Source organism: Cohnella boryungensis (assembly GCF_042651945.1).
Classification (GTDB): domain Bacteria; phylum Bacillota; class Bacilli; order Paenibacillales; family Paenibacillaceae; genus Cohnella; species Cohnella boryungensis.
Window position 1 is genome coordinate 124,205 of record NZ_JBHSED010000065.1, and the last position, 23,740, is coordinate 147,944.

Below are 23,740 nucleotides of genomic sequence, written 5' to 3' on the forward strand. Positions count from 1 at the left end.
GATGCTGTTGCAGGGGTTCAATAGCGCACCGATTCGTTTTTTTAGGTTGAAAATGGAAGGAGCAACGATATAATAGAAAAAAACAACCAAATGGAGGGCGCCATGTCTATTATCGATGTGGAAGGGGTAACGAAGATCTACCGGCAATACAAGCGCTTTCCCGGCTTTGCGGGAGCTGTCCGAAGCTTGTTCACCAGACAATATACTGAGGAAACGGCTGTCCGCAACATCAGCTTTTCCATCAAGGAGGGCGAAGCCGTCGGCTACCTGGGACCGAACGGCGCGGGAAAGTCGACGATGATCAAGATGATGACGGGCATCCTCGTCCCTACCTCCGGCTCATTGCACGTTTTGGGAAATGTTCCGCATCAGGCAAGAAAGCCGAACGCCCGCCAGCTTGGAGTCGTCTTCGGGCAACGGAGCCAGTTATGGTGGGACTTGCCGGTGATGGACTCTTTCGATCTGCACCAATCGATCTACCGGATTGATGAACGACGGTTTCGCGATAATGTGCAGCTGTGTACGGAGCTGCTCGCGCTCTCCGACTTTCTGGACAAGCCAGTGCGTCAGCTCAGCCTGGGCCAGCGGATGCGCGTGGAGATCGCTATGTCGCTGCTGCATGAGCCGCGAGTGCTGTTCCTCGACGAACCGACGATCGGACTGGACATTGTCGCCAAGGATCATATCCGCGAGTTCCTACGCACAGTGAACCGGGAGAAGAAGGTGACGATCATCCTCACGACTCACGATATGAAGGACATTGAAGCGATCTGTCCGCGCATCCTCGTCGTCAATAAAGGCAATCTAGTCTATGACGGGACCGTGGCCAGCTTGCGCCAGAAACTAGGCAACGAGCAGCGGGTGACCATCGACTTCCGTTACGATCCAGGAGAGGTCGATGTCGAAGGCCTCAGCCTGCTAGAGGATAATGGCCCGCGCAAGACGTTCCTCGCGGCGCGGGGCGGAACCGTCGTCTTCGAGCTGGTGAGCCGGATGGCGAAGCGGTATCCCGTGGAAGACGTATCGCTAGAGGGCGCGGATATCGATAGCGTCATCCGCCGCCTGTATCAACAGTTGGCCGAACAAGACAAGAGCAAGATACAGATCAGTTAACGGGGGAGCTTATCGTGATCGTCTATGCCAAGTTCGGAATGAAAGCCTTCGCTAACCAACTGAGCTATCGAGCCGAAGTGTGGCTGCGGTTGCTCGGCAATCTGGTCGCCATCCTGATCCAGTCCGAGATCTGGCGCGCGGTCCTCTCAGCCGGTCGGATGGACGGCATCTCGTTGGAGCAGATGATCACCTACAGCATTCTCAACACACTGCTTCTGACTCTCATGCTGCACCACATCAGCGGTAAGGTAGACGAAAGCCTCAAGTCGGGAGCCATTGCCTCCGAGCTTATACGTCCGTTATCTTATCCATACTACCTGTTGGCCGATGGCTTGGGCAGAGCCGCTTATCAATTCGTGTTCACCGTTGTGCCGTCGCTGCTGATCGCAGTGCTTTGGTTCGGCTTTCTGCCGCCGGCGACGGCGACGCATTTTCTTGCTTTTCTTTTCTGTTTGCTGCTCGCTGTCATGCTTTCATTTTTACTGGGGTATCTGGTTTCGCTATTGGCCTTCTGGCTGATGAATCATTTCTCGCTCAGCTGGATTCTGGGAGGCTTCAGACTTGTTTTTGCAGGGTCGTTTATTCCGCTTTGGTTTTTTCCGGACGACTGGCGCACACTTGCCGAATGGCTGCCCTTCCAATACCTCGGCTTCATCCCGGCGGCCATGTATCTGGGCGAGATCGCTCCCGCTCAGATCCCGGCCGTGTTGGGGATCGGCGTGGGGTGGGGGGCTGCGCTGATCGTATTAACGGGCTGGCTATGGCATCGCGCCGTTCGACGGCTGGTCGTGCAAGGAGGATAACGCAAGAGAGGCTGAGGTTATATGAGTATTCAATTGTTGGGTACGCTTATGCGGTTGCTGGTGAAGGAGCGGATGATCTATCGGGGCGATTTCTTGCTCGGCGTGATCGCCCAGCTCATCTCCTACGCGGCGGAGTATGTCGTCCTCTGGATCTTCATCAATAAATTCCAATCGCTCGCCGGCTGGTCGTGGCCGGAGGTTGCACTGTTATATAGCTTCGGGCTGTTTACGTACGCGCTCGGCGCTTCCATCTCGTTCTTGCAGATGCAGTCGCTGGAAGCGCAGGTACAAGAGGGGACGCTTGACTCGCTGCTCGTCAAGCCGCTCAACCCATATCTGTATCACATCTGCAGAGGATTCAACCTAGCTTACATTGCCCATCTGCTAATCTCGGGTTCCGTACTCGTATGGGCGCTGTCCGTGCTGCAGCTGTCCTGGACCTGGTGGAGCGTGCTCTACGTGGCACTGGCTGTGCTCGGCGGGGCGATGATCCAGGCGGGTCTGATGTCGGCCATCGGCGCAGCCGCATTCGTCTGGGTACGGACGGGGTTTTTGTTCCAGCTGTTCTTCCGGCTCAAAGAATTCATCTCGTATCCGCTGCCGATCTTTGGCAGCCTCATCCAGATTGTGCTCACGTTTATCATTCCGTTCGCCTTCGTCAACTATTATCCTGCCGCTTACCTGCTGGGCAAAGACAGTCTGCTGATGCCGGTCTGGGGGATGTGGATCGTCCCAGCGGTCGGTCCGCTCGTCTACTGGCTCGGCTATGTCGTCTGGATGCGAGGTGTCAACAAGTACCAGGGAGCCGGGGGATAAGAGCAGCAAGAGGCCTCCCACGACGTGAGGCCTCTTGCGCATGGTTGCAGATAATACGGAGTAAGCTTGCGTGCATTATCAATAAATATTTTCGTTAAAATGCTGATGGGACACCCTTTGTGCTTGAGAAGGGAATTAGTTAATGATATTAATCTTCCGTTATAGTTAACATAATTATACTTATGTTAATTTTGAAAAACGATGGTTGACCAGAAAATAGAATGACGGTTATTATAGATGAATAAAGTCTATGAATCAGTTTAATCCAATTAAGGATATGAGATATCCTTAAAAGCTTTTTATTAGACGAAAAGGAGCGAATAGAAATGACTTCGGAGTTTTTTAATGAGAAGATTTGGGAAGACGCCTGGAGGAATGATCAATCGACCACGATCCACAAGATGAAATTGGCGGGGATCGACAGCACGCATGCTTTCGACGATAAGGCGGAGGCCTTTAATGCCGAGGCGTTCAGCGAAGAGGGACGGCGGAGAGCGAAACGAATCATGAACTGGATAGAAGGACAAGGCGTAGATTTCAAGGATTCGACTATTCTTGATATCGGTGCCGCTTCTGGCGGATTTTCGGTCCCGTTCGCGGAAAGAGGCGCCGCCGTGACTGCCGTAGAGCCTTGCCTTCCTCTGGTCCGACTGCTTGAGAGCAATACGAAAGAGCTTAACAACCGAAGTGTTGATATTGTGCCTGAAGATTTCGAGGACATTGAGATCGAGGCTAAGGGCTGGAAAAACGCTTTCGACCTCGTATTCGTATCCATGTGTCCGGTTATTGCCGACTGGGAGAGCGTAGAGAAGGTGCTGAGCTGCGCTCGTCAATATTGTTACATGAGCTTGTCGGCAGGCTTCAGGGAGAACAGCCTGGCGAACGAGATATTGCCGCTTATCAGCGATCAGCCTCTGCAGACGACCGGGCAGCTGGAAATGGCTTACCTGCTCCACTTGCTGTACATCAAGGGTTATGCTTACGAGTCGCTGATTACCAAGGAAATGAAAACGATGGAGCTTACCAAAGAAGCGGCGACCGCAAATGTGTTGAATTGGTTTAAGCAGCACGGGCTTCCCGCAGATTCGCAGCATCGGGATATTATCGCCGCGTATCTGGATCGGACCTACCCGACGGATAAGGTAACCTTTCAACAGGGAGGGCGCTTCGGCAAGGTGCTGGTGCGCCTGCAAGATCAGAGCATGTATTCCGGAGAACGGCGAACCTAATAAGAACTATTCAGTTGACGAAGAAGAGCCCTTAACGTTAGGGCTCTTCTTCGTATTGCAGCAGGGCGTATGTATCGAAGAAACGCAGAGCGACAATGAAATTCGAATAGAAAACAAGAGACGAGTTCATGTAAGCGTTATTTCGAACTGAATTGTTCATTAAAGCGTTTAATGGCTTCGCTTTTGCCGTTTGGCAATCCGACATGGATGCAGTATGATCATTCCGTAAGTGATATTCACTGTACGCTGAGCTTCCGAAACAGGAAGGCGGGGGAACCAAAGCGACGATCGATCTTGAGCGTCGCAAGGGGTGAATCGGGAAATGCAGGCTGCTTGCATCCCGTAGGGCGACTCTAAACGCCCGAATCCGACAGCTAACCTCGTAAGCGTCGTTAGAGAGGGTGAAAAACTTCGGTGCTTGACGGCCGCGGGGGGATCCTCTGCGGTCTTTTTTTCTATGCACAAAACGCGGCTTGCGCGGATATTGGCCTATCAATTATGACACATTAAGGAACGGTGATTTCTTTGAGATCAAAAGTGAAAAGATGGCTGTTGGGCCGGCCGCTCAAGTCGAATGAACTGGGAGAGCAGCGACTTAGAAAAACGAAAGCATTAGCGATACTTTCATCGGATGCCTTGTCCTCGGTCGCCTATGGTCCGGAACAGATTCTGCTCGTGCTGATGACGGCGGGCGCGGCCGCTTTCTGGTACTCCATCCCGATTGGGATTGGCGTTCTTATTCTGTTGATGGCGCTGATCTTGTCGTATCGTCAAATCATTTTCGCTTATCCCCACGGCGGGGGTGCATATGTCGTCTCCAAGGAAAATCTCGGGATATCCGCCGGTCTAATTGCGGGCGGCTCCTTGTTGGTCGATTACATTCTTACGGTTGCTGTTAGTGTATCTGCAGGAACAGATGCCCTCACCTCGGCGTTCCCAAGCCTTCATGAGCACAAGGTCGCCATTGCGGTGATGTTTGTCATCCTAATTACGTTATTGAACCTGCGAGGGGTGACGGAGTCTGCTTCGCTGATGGCTTATCCGGTTTATTTGTTCGTGCTGGCGCTTTTTATTCTGATCGGGGTGGGCTTGTACAATATCCTCAGCGGTCACGCTTCGCCTGATCTGCACACTTCGATCGGCACGCCGGTAGCCGGAATCAGCCTGTTTCTTCTCCTTCGCGCTTTCGCTTCGGGGAGTTCTGCCTTAACCGGCGTAGAGGCCATATCCAATGCAATTCCGAACTTTAAGACTCCTGCTTCGCATAATGCAGCCAAAACGCTCATGGCTATGGGAGCTCTGCTGGCGCTCTTATTTTCGGGCATCGTGTTGCTGGCTTATTACTACGGGATCGTTCCGAAGGCGGAAGTCACGGTCGTATCGCAAATCGCCGAGCATACGTTCGGTCGCCATTTCATGTACTTCTTCATTCAAGGAACGACGGCTATGATTCTGATTCTCGCGGCGAATACGGGATATTCGGCCTTTCCGCTGCTTGCCGTCAATCTGGCCAAAGACAAATTTATCCCTCGAATGTTCAAGGTAAGAGGGGACAGATTGGGCTACTCCAACGGCATTATTATGCTCGGTGTGCTTTCGATTCTCCTGATCGTCGTGTTCAGCGGGGATACGGAGCAATTGATTCCGCTATATGCCGTCGGCGTATTTATTCCGTTTACGTTATCTCAGACGGGAATGAGCCTGAAGTGGATTCGGCAGAAGCCTGATGGATGGGTTCCCAAGCTGATCGTGAATCTGATCGGAGCGCTCATTAGCTTCACGGTCACGCTGGTCTTCTTCATCACCAAGTTTTCGCAGGTCTGGTCCGTTCTCCTGTTCCTGCCACTAATCATATTCCTGTTCATACGGATAAGAAAGCACTACGAAGCCGTCGGGGAGCAATTGAGACTAGCCACTTGCGAGCCGGCGCTGCCGATCGAGGGGAATATCGTCCTAGTGCCCGTATCGGGAATTACACATGTTGTAGAGCATTCGCTTAACTACGCCCAATCCCTCGCTGCGGACCAGATTATCGCGGTGTACGTTCCGTTCGAGAGGGAGGAGGAGCAGCGCTTTCAAGAGAAGTGGCGGGACTGGAAGCCGGATATTAGGTTAGTTACGCTGCATTCGCCGTATCGGAGCATCATTCAACCGTTAACCCGATTTATCGACTCGATTCAGCGCAAGGCCAGCGAGTCAAATTATCAGGTTACCGTCATCATTCCGCAATTTATTCCCAAGAAAGGCTGGCACAACATTCTTCATAACCAGACGAGCTTCATGATTCGCACGCATCTGTTGTATCGCAAGGATGTCATAGTGACGACCGTTCCTTATCATCTAAAGAAATAACAAGTGCGCGTGCGCTGGCGAAAACCCATCCGCCAAGCTGCTTTGATAATAGTGGCTTGGCGGATTTGCTCCAAGAAAAGCGCAGGTTTAATCCTTGACGCAAGGTAACATAATAGTTATTGTAGATATGTAGAGTCTTTTTTTCGAGGTGATTATGAATGAAGTACTCAAAGGCTACCGATTATGCTCTCCATACCATGCTCTTTCTTACTGTAGCCACCCCGCAAAAACCAATGGGCGTACAGCAGCTGGCGAAGCGGCAAAATGTGTCTCCAACCTACTTGTCCAAAATACTGACCAAGTTGGTAAAGGCGGGCATGATTGAATCGATAACAGGTGTGAATGGCGGCTATCGACTCAAACTAAATTGGGAGAATATTTCGTTCCTAGATATTATCCATGCGATAGAAGGCTCGGCCTCCTTGTTCGATTGCAGCTTCGAGCATGGACCAGATTGCCCGATTCAAAAGGTGGTTTTAGCGGCAGAAGAGAAGATGGAAGAACAGCTGAGGAATCAGAAAATGTCGGATCTTGTGCGGGAACTGAATATCGTTATGTAGCCATTCTTTATTTCGAGTTAATTAAGGACATCTAATGTCTTTAAAATCTATAATATAAAATTCATAATTGGGGAGCGGAGAAAGAGAAGATGGATGTATTCAAAAGCCAGTATGAATTGATTCAACGCACAAGGGAATCATTATTTCGTTATTGCGAAACGATGTCCCCAACAGATTATGTTAAAGAGGTTGAATCCTTAGGCGGAGCTTCTATTCGCAATCTGCATGCTCATGTAGCCGATTGTTATCGGGTATGGTTGGGGAGTCGCGCTCTGGGTAAATCATTTCCCAAAGCAAAACCGGAATCCGTTAACACGGTACAGAAAATGCGCGAGGTTTTTCAGAATACGGATGCCCTGGTTTATGAATTTCTGAATGATTATAAAAACAAATGGGATCCTACCATAAAAGCATCCTGGCAGAGCGGCAGCGTAGAGTTAACCGAACTATGGTTATTTACGCACACCATCACGCACGAATTTCATCATAGAGGACAAATTGTAAAAATAGGCAGGCAGCTAGGGTATATCCCGCCGAAAATGAATCTTGCCAAACCTCAGTGATTTCATGGAGATACTTTCAGCATATTGACGTGCATAGATATTGACGTGCATAGACTTCATTACTCCTTAAAACTCCTCATTTGAATTATGCAGATCAAGCGTACGCAAGTTCGACATTAAGAAGGGCAGCACATGCTCGATGAATTGTTCCACAGGCTCTTCCTGCGATTGACACCACTTCACAACCACCCCATAAATCGACCAACTGATCATCGTTGCAACACATTCCATTCTCCTGCGCGCTTCCGTCGGGAGGTCTTTAGCACGCGCCATGCATGAGATGATGACATTGTATAATTGTTGCTTGGCATTGTCCTCCATCGCCTGCGACAGAGTCCGCCTAGCATTCAGCTTCTTCGTCGTTTCAATCTGCCACTCACAGACAGCCAGCATTAGACTGCGGAAAAGCTCTGTGCCCTGCATTCGCGTACTGGGAGGAATTCTTGCAGATAGAATCTCCGTAAAAGCGCCGCTCATAGTCAACTCAAGCAATTCATATTTATCTTGATAATGGTTATAAAAGGTTGCCCGGTTCAGTTCAGCCCGATCCATAATATCTTGAATCGAGAGGTCTTCGAAATTGCGCTCTATTATGTCAGCCGATTTATTCTGAGTTATGGTTTGACAGAATTGTTGGAGAGGGGGGCCGACCCGGTCATTGTAAGCATCGGAGGCACCGGAATGACGAAGGGAGTCGTACAGTACGATGATCTTACACTTCAACAGGAGTATGGTCTGCTGAAGGCGACTCTGCAGGCAGGACGAGCGAATGATCTGCTCGGGGTTGCGTATGCCGAGAACCACAAGAGCGGGAAGATACGTTTCATTCTTAACCATCCCGGATATACTCACTCATAGCGGGACGAATCATTTGGCCCAGCCTTTCAAGGGAATACTGCGCGTAATGGGCAAGCTCTTCGCACAGCCGGTGGAGAAGAGTATTCAACCGATCATTAAGCTGATGGACAATCCGCCGCCGCAGCCACTAATTGCTTGGGACCGGACGAAAGCGGTTGACCTCAATCTCCCCACGCTTAGTAAGAAGGACGCACTGAAGCTATATCAGCTGACTAAGCATATTCTTTAACATCCGGTGGGAATCGATGTCCGGGCACTGCGCTTGCAAATGAAATGGACTTATGGAATAATTTGGTATGTAGAAATATTTGGAGTGCCTATCCGTCCAGCGCTGATGATTCAAATGATGCCCTTGTCACTGAAACCAAAAGCAAGTTAAATGGTGGGTTAATGAAATACATTAAGAAGGGGGTGCTAGTTTGGACAAATGCTTAAAACATTTGTAGTAACATTGGTGCTAGTACTTACTTATTTGTTTGCTTCTTGGATGGTTGATGTTACTAGCAGAACAATTGTCATGAAAGCTTCCGGACGTTCTTACAATATTGAATATCATTTGTTGTACAACAAATATATTTTTTATAATGAAAACAATGGCGAAAGCAATACCGAGATAAACCTCAAACTAGAAAGAATATTTTTGCTCTGTACGAGTGTTGCCTACTTAGTTTTTAACCTTATGAAACGATCAAAGCAAACTATGTAATAAAACTGCACCTCCGATTGCTAGATAACACCTGGCATGGGGGTGCAGTTTTATTATAAAATCTTGAAGGACAAATCTGGGATGTGCGTGATCGTAGCTTAAACGTCTACACATAATCACAAAACCCGTATTTTATACATATGTCAATAAATCTATATATGACCTTGTATTGACCGTTCATTAATTTGTTGTTATCACTTTCTGCTGTTTCTCTCTTTCTGTTCCCAAACATTCAAAAGGTAACTTAGCGTAACGCGGCCTTCAACGCACTATTCTGTCGGGAATCGGCTCAAGTTCTTGACATTGCAATTTGATAAGAACTTGAGCCTACAAATAAAAGTCCGCATTTATTACGCACCAAAAGATGATCTTATCGCCCCACAGTTACTGTCACCGTTGGTCGCCGTTCGTTCTCATAGATTTCTAAGTCCTGTTGTAGTGTTTTAATAGACGAATAACTGCTGAAGCATCTCGCTAGGTGTTAGCAGCACGATCCCTCGGAGGCATCATCCGACTCTTACTCCAGAATACCTGCCGTTCTCAGCGAATGCTCGATATCGCGCTTTGCTTCCATATCCAACGTCTGGAACGGTGCGCGTACCGGCCCGGCGGACAAGCCGACAAGTTCCATCGCGGCCTTGACCATCGCCGGCTGGCCATACTTCCGAGCGAGCTCGCGGACCGGCTGCCAGCGGTAATACCGCTCCAGCGCCTTCATGTTCTGGCCGCGTCCGAACTCCTCGTACAGCGCGACGAATTCCGCTGCCATGAAGTTCGAGTTCGTCGAGGTGACTCCGTCCAGCCCGCTCGCCAAGGCACCGAGAGCCAGGCCGTCGGAGCCACACATAACGGAGATATCCCCGGACGCGTAAGCAACCGTACGTACCAATGCGTGCAGGTCGACCGCACCCTGCTTAACTCCCGCTACATTTGGCAGCTTGCCGAGTTCCGCCAGCTCTTCCGGCGTCAAGTGCACGCCGATGCTCGCACTATTGTAGATAAGAATCGGAATCTCGGCCGCCTCGTCGAGCTTCTGGAAGTGGTAGGCGATGTCCTTCGGCCGAACTTCCGACACGTAAGGAGGCGTCACCATCACGCCGTCGGCGCCGGCTTCCTTCGCCGCTCGCGCCAGCTCAATCGCCTCGTAGGTTCCGCTCGCGGCGGTGCAGCAGAGCAGCGGCACGCGCCCCGCCGTCGCTTCCGCGGCCGCTTGGAACAGTTCCTTGCGCTCCTCGATCGTAAGGCTCGGGTATTCCGCGTACGTTCCGCCGACGACGATCCCGTGGACTCCGGAGGCGATGAAGCTGTCTATGTTGTTCTTGAGCGCGGCCGGGTTAAACGACAAGTCCTCGTTCATGGGGGTGACGGCGAGCACGTAGATGCCCTTTAATCGGCTTTTTAGTTCGGATGGGGTCATGATGATAGCCTCCTTGGATGACTTGGATGGATGTCTTGAATAGATGGTTCGAATTAATGGCTTCACTATTAAATTCGCTTCTATTCGCTTCTATTGAACGAATTAGATGCGCGTTATGGCAACGGTGTTACTTGCTTCCGAGCAATGCCTCCATCGCCGCCAACCCTCCCTGCATCTCGGGCAGAGCCACGGAATAGGAGAGTCGCAGATGGCGAGGGCTGCCGAAGCCGGTTCCCGGCATGACGGCCACTCCCGCTTCCTCCAGCAGAATGGCGGCTAGATCGTCGACCGTCGCGACCGGGCGGCCGGCTACCGGGCGGCCGAGCCAATCGGAAGCGTCCGCCCAAACGTAGAACGCCCCTTCCGGCACGAGGCATTCCAGCCCGCGGATGCGGCGGACGCCTTCGACGAGCAAATCCCTCCGGGCCATGTATTGCTCGCGGATGACCGTCTGGTCGTCCTGCGGCCCTTCGATGGCCGCTAGTGCCGCCTTCTGGGCAACGGACGAAGGGTTGCTCGTCGTGTGCGATTGCAGGCGAAGCATTGCTTCGGACACTTCCGCCGGAGCCGCGGAATAGCCGATCCGCCAGCCCGTCATTCCGTATGCCTTGGACACCGCGTTGATGACGACAGCGCGTTCCCGCATGCCCGGGAAGGAAGCGATGCTCGTGAACCCTTCCGGCTGGAAGACGAAGGAGGAATAGACCTCGTCGCTGATGACCCACAGGTCGCGCTCGCGGATGAAGTCGGCGAGCTCCGCCAGCTCCTTCTTCGAGTAGACGGCGCCGGACGGATTGTTCGGCTGGTTCAGGATAAGGAGGCGCGTAGAGCCGTTAACGTACGGAGCGAGCGTTCTTGGAGTGACCTTGAACCCGTCCGCCTCGTCGGTCTGCACGAACACCGGCTTCGCGCCGGCGAATTTGACCTGCTCGGGGAAGGAGACCCAGTACGGCACCGGAATGAGCACCTCGTCCCCCGGATGGCAGAGCGTGTTGATCGTATTGAACAAGGCATGCTTGCCGCCGACGGTCACGACGATCTCGTCAGGGCCGTACTCGAGACCTATGTCCCGGCGAAGCGCCTTGGAGATCGCTTGCCGAAGCGGCAGGATGCCCGCCGTGTCGGTATAGCCGGTGAAGTCGTCGTGTATGGCTTGAATCGCGGACTGCTTCGCGCGGTCCGGCGTCGGGAAGTCCGGTTGTCCGAGACCGAGCCGGAAGACCGGCCGCCCCTCGCGCTGGTACCTCGCCACGGTGGATTCGAGCAAGGCGGTCGGAGAAGGCAGCACGCGATCCGTCCATTCCGCGAGCCGGGTTCTAAGTTGAGTATTGGAATTCGTCATGGCCATCCCCTCGATGTCGTATGTCATAGGTGGTTCAAGAACTTGCTACGTCCAACGAGATGGTTGCGTAAACTCTCGTCGCCTTCTCCAATTCGGAGAGCGGCACCCATTCGTCGGCGGTATGCGCCACGCTGAAGTCGCCGGGGCCATAGATGATCGAAGGGATTCCCCGCGCGACGAAGTGGGTCATGTCGCAATTGGCCGTCAGCCCGACCAGCTCCGGCGGCCTGCCGTACGCTTCCTCGATGGCCCGGCTGGCCAAGCTGACCATCGGATGGTCAGGCGCCGTCTCCGAAGCGACGCCGGTCGTCGGGACGAGCCGGTCGATCCGAACCCGGCCATCCAGCTCCGGAACGCCCGCGATTAGCTGTTCGATCTCGCGCAGCGCGGCCGCCTCGTCTTCGCCCGGAATGAGACGGCGGTCGATAAGCGCCTCGCAGCGGTCCGGAATCATCGACTCCTTGATCCCGCCCTTCATGACCGTAACGGAGAGCGTCGATTGACCCGTGAGCGGATGAAGGCGGCCCGGCAGCGCCTTCTCCGCGAAGTCGTCCAGCGCGACGAGAGCGCGGGCCATCAGCATGACGGCGTTGACGCCCAGGTGCGGCGTCGACGAATGCGCCGAGACTCCCTCGGCCACGAGAACCGGCCGGACGCTGCCGCGATGGGCAATCGCGATCTGGCCGTTCGTCGCTTCGCCGACAACCGCCAGATCCCCGGTCAGCCCCTCCGGTAGGCGGCGAGCGCCGATGCTCGCCGCTTCCTCGTCGATGACCGCGGCCAGAACGATGTCGCCCGGCAGCTTGATGCCGGTGGAAGCGACGGCTTCGATCGCCGCCATCATCGCGGCTAACGACCCCTTGGCGTCCATGACGCCTCGTCCGTATGCCCGGTCTCCCTTGACGACCATCTCGAACGGGTCCTCGCTCCAGCCGACGCCGGCGGGAACGACGTCCATGTGCGTGTTCAGAATGACGGCGCGTCCGCCCCCAGTCCCCTTGAGCCTCGCCAGGACGTTAGGGCGTCCCGGCTCGATCTCTTGCAGCTCGACCGAACAGCCGGCGACTTCCATCACTCTCGCGATATATGCCGCCGCCTCTCCCTCCACCCCGCCGGGATTTACGCTCTTGAAGCGGATGAGATCACCCAGAATCTCCAGCGTCCTCTCGGGACGGATCGAATCTTGAAGCAGCCGCAGGACGGTCTCGCGCTCCGTTGCCGATGACGATGAAGGAGTCGCCGAATGGACGGTTTCGTTCATAGCGACCTCACCATTCCTCCATCGACGAGAAGCGTCTGGCCCGTCACGTAGCTCGCGCCCTCGGAGCAAAGGAACGCGACGACCTGGCCGAGCTCGTCGGGACGGCCGTAGCGCCCGAGCGGGATAGCCGCTTCCGTCTTCGCTTTGTATTCGTCAGCCGTGACGCCGGCCTTCCCCGCTCTCATCTGGTCCAAGGAACGGACGCGGTCGGTATCGATCCGGCCCGGGGCGACGGTATTGACCCGGACGCCATAACCAGCCAGCTCCTCAGCCAGCGTCTTGCTGAGCCCGGCGACTCCCGCCCGCATGACGTTGGACAAGGTAAGGCCGGGAATCGGCTGCTTCACCGAAGAGGATGCCAGGTTGATAATGACTCCCCCTTGCTCCTTGAGATGCGGAAGCGTATAGCCCGCCAGCCGAACGATGCTCATCAGGTTCAGCTCGAACGCGAACTGCCAATCTTCTTCCTTCAGGGTCTCGAACGTTCCCGCCGGAGGCCCTCCCGCGTTCGTCACCACGAACTGCAGTCCGCCGAACGCGGCGACCGTCTGCTCGACGCACCGCTTCAAGTCCTCGGCGGAACGAACATCCGCCGCGAGGCCCAGCGTTCTCGCGCCCGTCTCGTCGGCGATCTCCGCCGCGGCCGTCATCGCCGAGGCCGCGTCCCGGCTGAAGAGCGCCACGTTCGCCCCGCCCTTCGCGAGCTCCAGCGCGACCGCCCTTCCCAATCCCTTGCTCGCCGCGGCTACCAACGCGGTCTTGCCCTTGAAGTCGAACGTTCCGCTCATGCCGTTACCCCCTTCGAAATCGTCAATTCACGAGGCAGCGTCGTCAGCACTTCGCAGCCCGTCTCGGTTACCAGGATCGTCTCGCTGAAGCCGACGCCGTATCGGTTCGGCATGCGAAGCGCCGGCGGGATGTGGAAGACCATCCCCGGAAGAAGCACCCGCTCGTCGTCGCGCTGAAGGCTCATGATATGCCCTTCGCCCCAGTCCGGCGCGAACGCGGCGCCGATCGAATAGCCCGTGCGCTTGCGGAATTGCTCGTACATGCCGGCGCGCTCGATCGTGCCGCGGCAAGCCTCGTCCACCTCGCCCGCCGTAACGCCGGGTTTGATCGCGTCCAGCGCCGCGTTCAGCGAAGCGATGCACACCTCCGTCGCCCGCTTGATCTCGTCCGTCGGAGTCCCCGTATAGGCGGCTCTCATCAAGGCGCCGTGGTATCTATTGCGCGAGCCCGCCACTTCCAGCAGCAGCGTCTCCCCTTCGCCGATCACCTTGTGCCCCCAAGCCGAGTGCATGTTGCCCGAGCGGTAGCCGGACGAGATGAACGGCTCCATGCCGAGGTATTCCCCACCGGCCAGGATCATCGCCGAGAACATCGCGGCGGCCGCTTCGTCCTCGTTTACCCCCGCCCGGATCGCGTCAAGCCCCGCCTGCATCGACTTGTCGGCAACCGCGCAAGCCTCTCGGATATAGCCGACCTCCGCCGCGGACTTGACGACCCGCAGGCTCTCCACAGTCCCTTGGGCGTCGATCAGGCGATAATCCCCGAGCAGGACCTCCAGCTTCTTATAGTTGCGAACCGGCAGGAACCACGATCCGGTCTCCAAGCCCAGGTTGCCGCCGGGCACGTCCATCTCGCTTACCGTGTCTGCCGTCAGCGCGACAGGGTCGTTCGTGTCGTCGTACGTACGGACCAGATCACCCGGAAGCCAGCTGTATGTCTGCACGTTGGACAGCTCGCCGCGCCGAAGCACGAGCACCGGGTTACCAGAAATCGGCACGACAAGGCATTGGTACATATAGTAGCCCGGGCTCTGATAGCCGGTCAGGTAGAATATATTCTCGGGAGTATGGATAAGCATGCCGCCCAGCTCTTGCTTGACCAGCTCGGCTTGAAGCCGATTGAGGCGGCTCCGAAATTCATCCTGCGTGAATACCAAAGTTGTCTGCATGCTAAGTCCCTCTTTCATGGATGGATTATCAAGCCCGATAGGCATAAGCGTCTATTCGAATGTCCCTTAAATAAGGGATCAACTTGACCGCGTTAACGTTCTATTCCAGATTGATCTCAACGATCTGCATCTCTTCTTAGTGCATGGCGCCGTCCAGGAGCAACTTGCCTTGGGGACCCGCGAACTTGTTATTTCCGCAAAGCTCGAACGCCCCATGTCCGCCGACGCCGTTGACCGCCGCTACGTCCCAACGGTGCTTGTCCGACAAAGAGAACGCGGAAGGCACGACGAGCAGCTCAGCTCCTTGAAGCGCCAGCGTGCGGGACGATTCCGGGAAGCTGGCGTCGTAGCAGATCTGAACGCCCAGTTTGACGAAGTCAATCGAGATGACAGGTAACCTTTCCTGAGCGATAATGAATGCCCCGTTCCCGACCCAAGCTTCCAAGTTCAGCCGCATCGAATGAAGTTCGCAACGTATCAGTAATGGGTGATCTGGTTCAAAAACTGCTTAAGCCGAGGATGCTTGGCCGCTTCGGAGAGCTGGGACGACGGAAGGTCTTCGACGACTTTGCCTTGATCCATGAAGATGATGCGGTCGCCGACCCGGCGCGCGAATTCCATCTCGTGCGTGACGATAACGACGGTCATGCCGTCCTGCACCAGATCGACGATCACGTCGAGCACCTCGCTCGTCATCTCGGGATCGAGCGCCGAGGTCGGCTCGTCGAACAGCATCAGCTTCGGGTTCATCGCGAGCGCCCTGGCGATCGCGATGCGCTGTTGCTGTCCGCCAGACAGCTGCTCGGGATAGTGGTTGGCGCGCTCCCGCAGCCGAACCCGCTCCAGCAGGGAGGTCGCCTTCGAGCGCGCTTCCTGGTCGCTTGAGCGCCGAACGACCTTGGGCGCCAGCATGATGTTGTCGATGGCGCTCAGGTGCTGGAACAGATCGAATGATTGGAACACCATCCCGATCTCCGAACGGGCTTCCTTCGATTGGTAGATGTCATGGTCTTCGAAGAGGATATGGCCCCCTTCAATCGTCTCCAGGCCCGCCATGCAGCGCAGCAAAGTCGATTTACCGGAGCCCGACGGCCCGATGATGACGACCCTCTCCCCTTCCTTGATCTCCAGCGACACGTCCTTCAGGATTTTCTCGCCATGATAAGATTTGGATACTTCTTCGACTCGCAGCATTCGTTGTCAGCTCCTTCGCCCTTAGGCGGCGTTGTGGGATTCCCGGCTGCGCCGCTTCCAGAGTCGGATCGGCGATCGTCTCGCCTTGCGGCTGATATCCATCTTTCTCTCCAAATATGTTTGCAATAGGGTGAATATGGCGGTAAAGGCCAAGTAGTAGATTACGGCTGCGACCAAAGTGTCGACATAATTGAAGTTCGCGCTCGCCGTCTGCTGGGCCGTCATGAGCAGATCCGTGTACCCGACGACGGAAGCCATGGCTGACGTCTTAAGCATTCCGATGAATTGATTGGCCGTCGGGGGAATAATAATCCGGAATGCCTGCGGCAGCACGATATGGCGCATCCGCTGCCAGCTGTTCATGCCGAGCGCCCGGCCAGCGCGCTGCTGGCCTTTGCCCACGGAAGACAAGCCAGAGCGGACGATCTCCGCCATATAAGCCGCCTCGTTCAAGGCCAGAGCGAGCAGAGCCGATTGGAAGCCGGTTAGCTTAATTCCGAATTGAGGGAGTGCGTTAAACACGAAGATCAACTGCACGAGGACGGGGATACCCCGGAAAATCCAGATATAAGAGCTCGCCATCCCGCTAAGCGCCTTCCAGCGCGACATCTTGGCTAGAGCGAGCACGAATCCGAGCACGACGGCAACAGCCTGCGCCGCCAGCGTCAGCTTGATCGTATTGAGAGCTCCGACTAGGAAGGAATGGGAGACGAGGTATTCTCCGACGTTAGAGATCAATTCCTGTAAACCGGCCATAATAAACCTCCTTCTCTGATTCCGCCGGACTCGTCCCTTCTCGTTGTGCAGTAGGACGAACCGGCGGCCGCGCTATTCTTGGTTGCCGACTTCTAGTTGAACAAGCTCATCTCTACGGGAAGGTTGTATTTCTCCATCAATTGCGTGTAGGTGCCGTCAGCCACGAGATTGTTCAGCGCCTTTTCGATCGCGACCTTCAATTCGGCATTGGAATCACCCTTCTGGATTGCGATGCCGATCTGCGTTTCCGAATTCATCGAATTTACGATTTCGAATTCACCAGGCATCTCTTCCATCAGGTAGGCCGCCCCTGGCGTTGAATGAAGGAATGCGTCTGCCCGACCTTGCTGGGTAGCGAGTACCGCATCGTTACCCGTAGGAAGCGAAAGGATTTTGATCAACGTTTTGTTGTCTTTTTTGAACTGTTCGTTCTGTTCGTTAATATAGATTTCTTCAATCGCGCCACGTGTTACGGCAACCGTCTTGCCCGACAGATCCTCCATATTGTGAATCTCTTTTTCGTTGCCCTTTTTGACGACGATCGAGCGTCCGATATGCATATAAGGCACGAAGTCGACTTGCTTCTCCCGCTCCGGCTTGATGTACATCGCTGAGTTGATAATATCGATGCGCTTGCCTAGGAGAGCGGGAATGAGGCCTTCGAAGTTCATCGCTTCGATCTTGACGGTAAGCCCCATCTGGGCGGCGATCGCTTCTCCGAGCTCGATGTCGAAGCCGGTGTATTTCTCGTCTTTCATATATTCGTAAGGAGGGAACGTCGCGGCCGTCCCATACGTCAACACGCCCGAGGTGACGAGGTTGGCCGGAGGAGCGACCGCCGCCGCGGGCGCAGTGCTTGCCGAAGGCGAAGCGGAGGAGGTGCTTCCGGCGGAATTTTCGTTGTTGGAACCGCAGGCGCTAAGCAATAGAATCGCCGTTGCCGCTACCATACCGATAAGTGCTCGCTTGTTCTTCTTCATGTTGATGAATCCCCCTTAGTTGTTGGTTTGACTCCTCATGACTTCAAGAACGACCCTTTGCGTTTTGCGATTGTGCTCGATCAGGAATCGGCTGGCTTCTTCCGACTCCCCGCGTTCCATGAGTTCCACCAGATGGCGATGCTCATTCAGCGAGCCATCGACCATGCCGGGCTGCACGAGCAAGGTTCGCCGGTAGCGTTCGCTTTGTTCCCACAGCCGCTCGATCGTACCCTGCAGCACCGGACGGTCCGCCAGACGGTAGATGTACATGTGGAACTCCTTGTTCGTCTTCAGGATCCGATCCGTGTCGGCGTTCGCTTGGTGCGCGAGAGCATCCTGCTCCCGAAGCATCTCCCGCAGGACGACGAGATGGTCGGGCGTCAACCGCTCGGTCGCCAGCTTGACCGCGAGCCCCTCCAGATTGCACCGTACGAGGTAGATATCGTCCAGATGTTCCTCGGACAACGGCCTTACGGTCACTCCGCGATGAGAGCGCAGCGTAACCAGGTCTTGTGCCGCAAGCTTATCCAGCGCGCTCCGGACGGGCATCTTGCTCACCCCGAGCCGCGCGGCGACCGCATCCTGGTCGATCTTCTCTCCCGGAGCCAATTCTCCGTTCAATACCCATTGCTTCAATACGGCATAAACGTGCTCGGCCGCGGTTACGATGACGGGTACCTTGCTCACCTCCTTCTCACCCCTCCTTAAACGTCTCTCTTTCCCTATCTCAAGATTTGATCAAATATCATCGATCAAATTGTGAGGATGTTTCACATTTTAGGGCCAAACCTATATTAATGTCAATATATCTATCATATATTGTTCGATAATTTTGTTTTATGCTGAATTTCGTCACTTAATGTCATATTATCTATTGTAATTTTCCGATAGAAAGCTATATAATGACAAGTGTATTTGATCAAATATCAAATATCACGTATGTAAATAGTCTCCATTTCAATATTATGTAAGCTTATATGACGCGGTAGAAAAAGGGAGACTATATCATGTTGCTATCGAAAATAGAAATTTATCGTAAGGATCTGCCCCTCTCCCCTCCCTTCACCCATTCTTCCTCCGGAACGGTTACCCATCTTAAAGAGGTTTACCTCAAGCTGACGACCGATACCGGGATCAGCGGATGGAGTGAAGTGCGCGGCAATTGCGAATACGTAACAGGAGATACGCCCGAGCGCATCGTCGCGATCCTGCGCCACAAGTTCGCCCCCGTGCTCCTCGGCATGCCAGCGCTTAACCGTAACGCGGTCAATGCCGTGCTCGACCGGCTCATTACGGGCAACAGCGCGGCGCGGGCAGCTGTGGACATCGCCCTCCTCGATCTGGCGGGACAAGTCTTGCGCGTTCCGGTATCGGAACTGCTCGGCGGCAGGCTTCGCACGGAGCTCCCCAGCGACGCGACGATCGCCTTCGGGACGGCCGACCAAGCCGAAGACGAGTCTCGACGGTATCTGGAGGCCGGCTTCCGTACGATCAAACTGCGCGTCGGGCCGGATCGGGAAGGAGACCGTGAGCGGGTTCGCCGCGCCCGCGCGGTTATTGACGGTGCCGGGTTGGCCGGCAGCGTTCTGCTCGGGGTCGATGCCAACCAAGGCTGGACGGCCAAGCAAGCTATCGTCCGGCTCCGTGAATTCGAAGCTCTCGGCGTCGAATGGGCCGAACAGCCCGTTCCGGCCGACGACTTCGCCGGCCTTAAGCACGTCAAGGGAATGACGACTCCGACGGTCGTCGCTGACGAGAGCTGCCGGACGATCTCGGATGTAGCTCGTATCGCTGCCGAAGGCGCGGCCGATGCCGTTCACCTCAAGCTTGTCAAGGCCGGCTCCGTTGCCAACCTACTAAAAATGATGGCCGTCGCGGAATCGTTCCACCTCCCCCATATGCTTGGGCAGATGGATGAGGGGAGATTGGCGACAGCCGCTCTTGTTCAGATAGCGGCTGCCTCAACAGCTGGAAATTTCGAGGTTTGGGGATTTCAGCGAGTACTTCCTGAAGACGATCCCGTATCAGGCCTGGAGCTCGTGAACGGTTCCATCATCGTTCCGGAAGGACACGGATTTGGCGTCACCGTAGACGAAGCTAGGTTAGAAAAGGTCAATGAACTTTCTACACAGACGGGCATGATACCGTAAATAAGAGGAGGACTACACAATGCGTCCAGTTAAATTGGCTTTGGTTCAATTCGAGAGTGCCGTCGCAGACGTCGCCGCGAACGTGGAGAAAGGTTTGCGTTATATTCGGGACGCCGCAGCGCAAAAAGCTGATCTCATCGTTTTTCCGGAATTGTTCTTGACAGGCTGCGATACTGATTCAATTGGCAAAGAATACTTCGAGCTCGCGCAATCAATTGACGGTCCCGCGGTCAGCGCATTCGCGGAAGCGGCGCGTCTACACAGCATCAACATCGCTGTTCCCCTTCCGCTTAAACAGGCCGGCAACATGCTTCCCACTAACAGCGTCGTTATTTTGGATCGGGAGGGGCTTGTGGCTGGCGTCTACAGTAAAGTGCATTTGTGGGAAGGAGAACAGGACTACTTTTCGCCAGGAGACGGATATATCGTGCTGGAAATGGACTTCGGCAAGCTGGGTCTTCTGATCTGCTATGACGCAGGCTTTCCCGAAGCAGCTCGGGCCGTGGCGATGCAAGGGGCTGAGTTGATCATCGTCCCCGCAGCCTTCTCGACGGAGCTCCAATATAGATGGGATATTTATTTCCAAGCAAGGGCACTGGAAAACACTTGTTTCGTAGCCGCTGTCAACGGCTCGGGAGCGATCGGCCAGCTACATCTTTATGGCAATAACAGAGTAGCCGACCCGTCGGGGAAAATCGTGCTTGAAGGAGGCTTGCATCAAGAGGAAATGCAACTGTGCGTCATCGATCTAGACGAGATTGCTCGTTATCCTCACCCTTACTTCAAAGACTTGCGAATGGACACCTACTCGAGTACTTACGGTTTGCCACACGCTTAATATGCGATGACGCGTTCGCCTGTACGATACAGCTTTTCAAACTAAAAACTGCATAATTACAAGTTCGTTACCTTCAACTTTATTTCCATACCGGCCAGCACTCTCTATCACCAAAATATCTGCTTCACACTGACGGTTTCCTTAACCACTTGCGCAATAGATGCAACCCTTTCCCCTTCCGTGAGCACATAATTGCCAGCCTGGACAATAATAAACTATGTCCATGACTGGCAATTTATCATTCGTATGTCCTCCCAGCAATCCAAGGTGGTCGACAAAAATCGGCCATGGTAATATTCGCCTTGGCCGATCACAATCTCGTTAGATTACTTCAGATTACTTCAATAGCCACTGAAGCACCCTACTCCGGCGCGGATCATGTATACTTTTGGTGCAAGCGCAGTTGCACATCTGCCGGATACGATACAGGCTTGCACGGTCTCCGCAACACTGTTCTTCGCCCATGCCTCTACCGCTGACGCATCTATGAACGGACGCAGCGCTTCTTCCGCGGATTGAGAAAATCCCATCGTTATACCCGTCGATCAGAACTTACACATGAGCTGTATGAATTATTGGATCACTTCGTCCTCGGTTGTTATCGTAAATCCTCTAAATAATATTCAGGATGAACTATTCTTAATTCATTCCATTAATGGCTTGAAACAACTGAAAATCGATACGCTGCATGGTTTTGTCTCTTTCTCTGGGTTTTCATAAATGAATGAAAAGACTGCAGTTTTGCAAAAATTGTTCATTTCAGTTAAAAAATGTTTTTACGTAGAGATCTCACAGTGTAATCTGACTTTTGAAATAACGGTCAATACGGCACGGTCAAAACGGGCATACTCTACGAACGACAAACATACGGGGAGAACAGGAATGGATGAAATAAAAATGGAGCGTCCACGCCTAAAAGCGCTTGAGCTCCTCTCTTCTTTGTATCGCTTGAAATTGTTCAAATCTTGATTCCTGTCGTTATCATTGCGCTGATCATATGGGAGGGCCAAGCCGAGTTTCGCTGTATTAACTCGACATCCACGCTACATATCGTGCGGCATTTGGAACCGTCAGGTTCCGAGGAATAAGTATTAGACTGACACAAGAATCAAAAAGCAGCAGCCATGGACGAGAAAATAAAGTCCAAGACTGCTGCTTTTTGATTGAACAAACGTTCCCATTAGAGCTGAAAACCTTGAACGGCGCGACTATTTCTCCAACTCATAGCGGGTAGCGATAATGCCCGACTTGAACGTTCGGCTGGACAGCAGCTTGAGTCTGATTTTCTCGCGCCGCCGTCGAATACCGATTTTCCACCGCCCAGGACGATCGGACAAATTGTAAGCAGGAATTCGTCGATCAGGCCGAGCTTAAGCAGCGTTTTCCCCGCACCCGGGCTGCCGAAAATAACGAGATTTTTGGCGGGCTGCTCCTTGAGCACCTTGATTAGCCTCATTTATTAATTGCGTATCTGCTTGGGCAAATACCTAATACCTCTATTATTATGTGAGTCCAACTATCCGGCCAGATTGAGCCGGAGACCAAGTCCCTTCGTATTCCAGTGACAGATGCTGAATTATTTTCATCCTGTGCAAATGCACTGACCGTATACTTATCCCGACATATGCTATCCGTGTGATGAACATCACAATAATCAGCAGGTGGTGAAATCCATGAGCGGAGTAGTAGGTGGATACGGCGGCATGCAAGCAGCAGCATTTGTACTTGTTCTCTTTATCTTGTTGGTTATCATTCTTAAAGCAGGACATGGCTACTAAGCAATTTTTCTTTTATGGTGAGTATTGCCCCTTCAAGTTTTCTTGGAGGGGTTCAGCTACAAGGGTGGTGAATACGTGGGTATTTCCATTGCCGCATTAATAGTCCTTGTTATTTTTATCCTCATGGTCTTCATACTTTTGGGGGCCGTTTTTTCCGGGAGCATCTTGTAATCCCCGCTCATCCTCTCCAAATATTAATTAGCCCGAGGACCTATGCCCCCGGGCTTGCTACAATTATGGCTGAATAATCTTCAGTTCAATCGTCTTAAATCCCTTTTGGATCATTGGTCTTCGTCCCACTAGCGACAAAGTACCAAAAGACTTCGTACTATCCTCAAGGATTGAGGCTTGGTTACTTTTTCCACCGTTCAAGCCAAATTATTACAGGTAAAATCAGTGCAGGTTACAACAACTGGAAGAATTTTTACTGGAACTCTCTTATCGGTTGGTACAGACTTTCTTGTTCTGAGTGCCATTATTAGAGGGCGTAGGAGACGACTCATCATGCGATTGGCTGAAATAATTCTGCTCTCGAGATTGCTCGGCTAAAAACTTGTTGGGCATTATAAAAGAAAACAAGTAATGATCAATATGAGTACAAGCATTGGTCATGGCGGCGGAATAGCTGCAGCCGCATTCGCCCTTGTTCTTTTTGTTCCGTTAGTTATTGTCTTGCGAGCCGGAATCGGTTCCTACTAAGTTTGATTGGCTCCAACACCTCACTACCCATGAACTCCCCGCTTAGCTAGTTGGCCCGACGGGGAATTCTTTTTATTTATATCCCCCCTTTCCATGTCCTGCTTCCTTGCCAGTTTCCTGATTCAGGTAGGTTCTATAATACCCGGTATGCTTCCCTGACTGCATTTGGGTGAAGGCACAACTCTGGTTTCGTCTAATAATAGAACATGTGGTCGCGGAGTGAAAAACTACATATGTCTGTAATGATTAATGGATCCCTTTACATCAAGCTTTTTGTATGATGTATAACATAATATCGCCATTTCCCCTATCTCTTCATCCCTTACAGACATAAGGACGACGCTATGTCGTACCAGTACCGGAGTTTG

23 protein-coding genes and 1 riboswitch are annotated in these 23,740 nt (G+C 53.4%); of the genes, 11 read left to right on the forward strand and 12 right to left on the reverse strand.

The window, feature by feature from the left end; all coding sequences use genetic code 11:
• Positions 1 to 102 precede the first annotated feature (102 nt).
• The 7 genes from ACFO1S_RS24270 to ACFO1S_RS24300 all read left to right on the forward strand — a co-directional run bounded on the left by ACFO1S_RS24270 (position 103) and on the right by ACFO1S_RS24300 (position 7,436).
• Positions 103 to 1,113: an ABC transporter ATP-binding protein gene (locus tag ACFO1S_RS24270; protein ID WP_204602469.1), complete on the forward strand. Its 1,011-nt coding sequence runs from the start codon at positions 103 to 105 to the stop codon at positions 1,111 to 1,113.
• A 14-nt stretch (positions 1,114 to 1,127) separates the two neighbouring features.
• Complete coding sequence (locus tag ACFO1S_RS24275) at positions 1,128 to 1,916, forward strand: ABC transporter permease (RefSeq protein ID WP_204602468.1); 789 nt, start codon at positions 1,128 to 1,130, stop codon at positions 1,914 to 1,916.
• A 21-nt stretch (positions 1,917 to 1,937) separates the two neighbouring features.
• On the forward strand, positions 1,938 to 2,732 hold the full coding sequence (locus ACFO1S_RS24280; protein WP_204602467.1) for an ABC transporter permease: 795 nt from the start codon (positions 1,938 to 1,940) through the stop codon (positions 2,730 to 2,732).
• Between the two features lie 326 nt (positions 2,733 to 3,058).
• The gene (locus ACFO1S_RS24285) at positions 3,059 to 3,961 is read left to right on the forward strand and encodes a class I SAM-dependent methyltransferase (RefSeq protein ID WP_204602466.1); all 903 of its coding nucleotides are present in this window, start codon (positions 3,059 to 3,061) and stop codon (positions 3,959 to 3,961) included.
• Positions 3,962 to 4,195: 234 nt separating this feature from the next.
• Positions 4,196 to 4,366, forward strand: a riboswitch (cyclic di-AMP (ydaO/yuaA leader).
• A 120-nt stretch (positions 4,367 to 4,486) separates the two neighbouring features.
• Positions 4,487 to 6,313 carry an APC family permease gene (locus ACFO1S_RS24290; protein WP_204602465.1) on the forward strand — a complete coding sequence of 609 codons (1,827 nt, stop codon included), beginning with the start codon at positions 4,487 to 4,489 and terminating at the stop codon, positions 6,311 to 6,313.
• 158 nt (positions 6,314 to 6,471) lie between these two features.
• Entirely contained in the window at positions 6,472 to 6,873 is a 402-nt protein-coding gene (locus ACFO1S_RS24295) for an Rrf2 family transcriptional regulator (protein ID WP_204602464.1), read from the forward strand.
• Between the two features lie 89 nt (positions 6,874 to 6,962).
• Complete coding sequence (locus ACFO1S_RS24300) at positions 6,963 to 7,436, forward strand: DinB family protein (RefSeq protein WP_204602463.1); 474 nt, start codon at positions 6,963 to 6,965, stop codon at positions 7,434 to 7,436.
• Between the two features lie 66 nt (positions 7,437 to 7,502).
• Here ACFO1S_RS24300 and ACFO1S_RS24305 read toward each other — a convergent pair whose 3' ends face one another.
• Positions 7,503 to 8,273, reverse strand: coding sequence for a TetR family transcriptional regulator (locus tag ACFO1S_RS24305; protein ID WP_378127727.1), 771 nt, complete (start codon positions 8,271 to 8,273; stop codon positions 7,503 to 7,505).
• A 67-nt stretch (positions 8,274 to 8,340) separates the two neighbouring features.
• On the opposite strand from ACFO1S_RS24305, the gene ACFO1S_RS24310 reads away from it, so the two are divergent.
• Positions 8,341 to 8,523: a hypothetical protein gene (locus ACFO1S_RS24310; protein WP_378127728.1), complete on the forward strand. Its 183-nt coding sequence runs from the start codon at positions 8,341 to 8,343 to the stop codon at positions 8,521 to 8,523.
• Positions 8,524 to 9,517: 994 nt separating this feature from the next.
• Here ACFO1S_RS24310 and ACFO1S_RS24315 read toward each other — a convergent pair.
• The 10 genes from ACFO1S_RS24315 to ACFO1S_RS24360 form a co-directional block, all read right to left on the reverse strand.
• Positions 9,518 to 10,417 (reverse strand): dihydrodipicolinate synthase family protein, encoded by a 900-nt coding sequence (locus ACFO1S_RS24315; protein WP_204602461.1) that lies wholly within the window; start codon positions 10,415 to 10,417, stop codon positions 9,518 to 9,520.
• Between the two features lie 127 nt (positions 10,418 to 10,544).
• Positions 10,545 to 11,759 carry a pyridoxal phosphate-dependent aminotransferase gene (locus tag ACFO1S_RS24320; RefSeq protein ID WP_204602460.1) on the reverse strand — a complete coding sequence of 405 codons (1,215 nt, stop codon included), beginning with the start codon at positions 11,757 to 11,759 and terminating at the stop codon, positions 10,545 to 10,547.
• A 34-nt stretch (positions 11,760 to 11,793) separates the two neighbouring features.
• Positions 11,794 to 13,020 (reverse strand): M20 family metallopeptidase, encoded by a 1,227-nt coding sequence (locus ACFO1S_RS24325; protein WP_204602459.1) that lies wholly within the window; start codon positions 13,018 to 13,020, stop codon positions 11,794 to 11,796.
• Entirely contained in the window at positions 13,017 to 13,808 is a 792-nt protein-coding gene (locus tag ACFO1S_RS24330) for an SDR family oxidoreductase (protein ID WP_204602458.1), read from the reverse strand. Before ACFO1S_RS24330 ends, ACFO1S_RS24325 begins: the two co-directional genes overlap by 4 nt.
• On the reverse strand, positions 13,805 to 14,977 hold the full coding sequence (locus ACFO1S_RS24335) for a M24 family metallopeptidase (RefSeq protein ID WP_204602457.1): 1,173 nt from the start codon (positions 14,975 to 14,977) through the stop codon (positions 13,805 to 13,807). The genes ACFO1S_RS24330 and ACFO1S_RS24335 overlap by 4 nt, the downstream gene beginning before the upstream one ends.
• A gap of 136 nt (positions 14,978 to 15,113) precedes the next feature.
• Positions 15,114 to 15,434, reverse strand: coding sequence for a nitrilase-related carbon-nitrogen hydrolase (locus ACFO1S_RS24340; RefSeq protein WP_204602456.1), 321 nt, complete (start codon positions 15,432 to 15,434; stop codon positions 15,114 to 15,116).
• Positions 15,435 to 15,454: 20 nt separating this feature from the next.
• Complete coding sequence (locus ACFO1S_RS24345) at positions 15,455 to 16,171, reverse strand: amino acid ABC transporter ATP-binding protein (RefSeq protein ID WP_204602455.1); 717 nt, start codon at positions 16,169 to 16,171, stop codon at positions 15,455 to 15,457.
• A 21-nt stretch (positions 16,172 to 16,192) separates the two neighbouring features.
• Positions 16,193 to 16,927: an amino acid ABC transporter permease gene (locus ACFO1S_RS24350; protein WP_204602454.1), complete on the reverse strand. Its 735-nt coding sequence runs from the start codon at positions 16,925 to 16,927 to the stop codon at positions 16,193 to 16,195.
• Between the two features lie 92 nt (positions 16,928 to 17,019).
• Complete coding sequence (locus ACFO1S_RS24355) at positions 17,020 to 17,907, reverse strand: ABC transporter substrate-binding protein (protein ID WP_204602453.1); 888 nt, start codon at positions 17,905 to 17,907, stop codon at positions 17,020 to 17,022.
• A 15-nt stretch (positions 17,908 to 17,922) separates the two neighbouring features.
• Positions 17,923 to 18,594 (reverse strand): GntR family transcriptional regulator, encoded by a 672-nt coding sequence (locus ACFO1S_RS24360; protein WP_204602452.1) that lies wholly within the window; start codon positions 18,592 to 18,594, stop codon positions 17,923 to 17,925.
• A gap of 320 nt (positions 18,595 to 18,914) precedes the next feature.
• Between ACFO1S_RS24360 and ACFO1S_RS24365 the strand changes: the two genes are divergently transcribed.
• The gene (locus tag ACFO1S_RS24365; RefSeq protein WP_204602451.1) at positions 18,915 to 20,057 is read left to right on the forward strand and encodes a mandelate racemase/muconate lactonizing enzyme family protein; all 1,143 of its coding nucleotides are present in this window, start codon (positions 18,915 to 18,917) and stop codon (positions 20,055 to 20,057) included.
• Positions 20,058 to 20,076: 19 nt separating this feature from the next.
• The gene (locus tag ACFO1S_RS24370; RefSeq protein ID WP_204602450.1) at positions 20,077 to 20,895 is read left to right on the forward strand and encodes a carbon-nitrogen hydrolase family protein; all 819 of its coding nucleotides are present in this window, start codon (positions 20,077 to 20,079) and stop codon (positions 20,893 to 20,895) included.
• A gap of 1,180 nt (positions 20,896 to 22,075) precedes the next feature.
• On the opposite strand, the gene ACFO1S_RS24375 is transcribed toward ACFO1S_RS24370, so the two are convergent.
• Positions 22,076 to 22,336: a dihydrofolate reductase family protein gene (locus ACFO1S_RS24375; protein ID WP_204602449.1), complete on the reverse strand. Its 261-nt coding sequence runs from the start codon at positions 22,334 to 22,336 to the stop codon at positions 22,076 to 22,078.
• 232 nt (positions 22,337 to 22,568) lie between these two features.
• On the opposite strand from ACFO1S_RS24375, the gene yjcZ reads away from it, so the two are divergent.
• A complete protein-coding gene (yjcZ, locus tag ACFO1S_RS24380; protein WP_204602448.1) occupies positions 22,569 to 22,673 on the forward strand; it encodes a sporulation protein YjcZ in 105 nt (34 codons plus the stop codon).
• Positions 22,674 to 23,740: the final 1,067 nt, after the last annotated feature.

Bases quoted from the DNA above. Each gene is read 5' to 3' on its own strand.
- ACFO1S_RS24270 (WP_204602469.1), top strand. From the start codon at position 103: ATGTCTATTATCGATGTGGAAGGGGTAACGAAGATCTACCGGCAATAC.
- ACFO1S_RS24280 (WP_204602467.1), top strand. From the start codon at position 1,938: ATGAGTATTCAATTGTTGGGTACGCTTATGCGGTTGCTGGTGAAGGAG.
- ACFO1S_RS24285 (WP_204602466.1), top strand. From the start codon at position 3,059: ATGACTTCGGAGTTTTTTAATGAGAAGATTTGGGAAGACGCCTGGAGG.
- ACFO1S_RS24295 (WP_204602464.1), top strand. From the start codon at position 6,472: ATGAAGTACTCAAAGGCTACCGATTATGCTCTCCATACCATGCTCTTT.
- ACFO1S_RS24300 (WP_204602463.1), top strand. From the start codon at position 6,963: ATGGATGTATTCAAAAGCCAGTATGAATTGATTCAACGCACAAGGGAA.
- ACFO1S_RS24305 (WP_378127727.1), bottom strand. From the start codon at position 8,273: ATGGTTAAGAATGAAACGTATCTTCCCGCTCTTGTGGTTCTCGGCATA.
- ACFO1S_RS24310 (WP_378127728.1), top strand. From the start codon at position 8,341: ATGGGCAAGCTCTTCGCACAGCCGGTGGAGAAGAGTATTCAACCGATC.
- ACFO1S_RS24315 (WP_204602461.1), bottom strand. From the start codon at position 10,417: ATGACCCCATCCGAACTAAAAAGCCGATTAAAGGGCATCTACGTGCTC.
- ACFO1S_RS24320 (WP_204602460.1), bottom strand. From the start codon at position 11,759: ATGACGAATTCCAATACTCAACTTAGAACCCGGCTCGCGGAATGGACG.
- ACFO1S_RS24325 (WP_204602459.1), bottom strand. From the start codon at position 13,020: ATGAACGAAACCGTCCATTCGGCGACTCCTTCATCGTCATCGGCAACG.
- ACFO1S_RS24330 (WP_204602458.1), bottom strand. From the start codon at position 13,808: ATGAGCGGAACGTTCGACTTCAAGGGCAAGACCGCGTTGGTAGCCGCG.
- ACFO1S_RS24335 (WP_204602457.1), bottom strand. From the start codon at position 14,977: ATGCAGACAACTTTGGTATTCACGCAGGATGAATTTCGGAGCCGCCTC.
- ACFO1S_RS24340 (WP_204602456.1), bottom strand. From the start codon at position 15,434: ATGCGGCTGAACTTGGAAGCTTGGGTCGGGAACGGGGCATTCATTATC.
- ACFO1S_RS24345 (WP_204602455.1), bottom strand. From the start codon at position 16,171: ATGCTGCGAGTCGAAGAAGTATCCAAATCTTATCATGGCGAGAAAATC.
- ACFO1S_RS24350 (WP_204602454.1), bottom strand. From the start codon at position 16,927: ATGGCCGGTTTACAGGAATTGATCTCTAACGTCGGAGAATACCTCGTC.
- ACFO1S_RS24355 (WP_204602453.1), bottom strand. From the start codon at position 17,907: ATGAAGAAGAACAAGCGAGCACTTATCGGTATGGTAGCGGCAACGGCG.
- ACFO1S_RS24365 (WP_204602451.1), top strand. From the start codon at position 18,915: ATGTTGCTATCGAAAATAGAAATTTATCGTAAGGATCTGCCCCTCTCC.
- ACFO1S_RS24370 (WP_204602450.1), top strand. From the start codon at position 20,077: ATGCGTCCAGTTAAATTGGCTTTGGTTCAATTCGAGAGTGCCGTCGCA.
- yjcZ (WP_204602448.1), top strand. From the start codon at position 22,569: ATGAGCGGAGTAGTAGGTGGATACGGCGGCATGCAAGCAGCAGCATTT.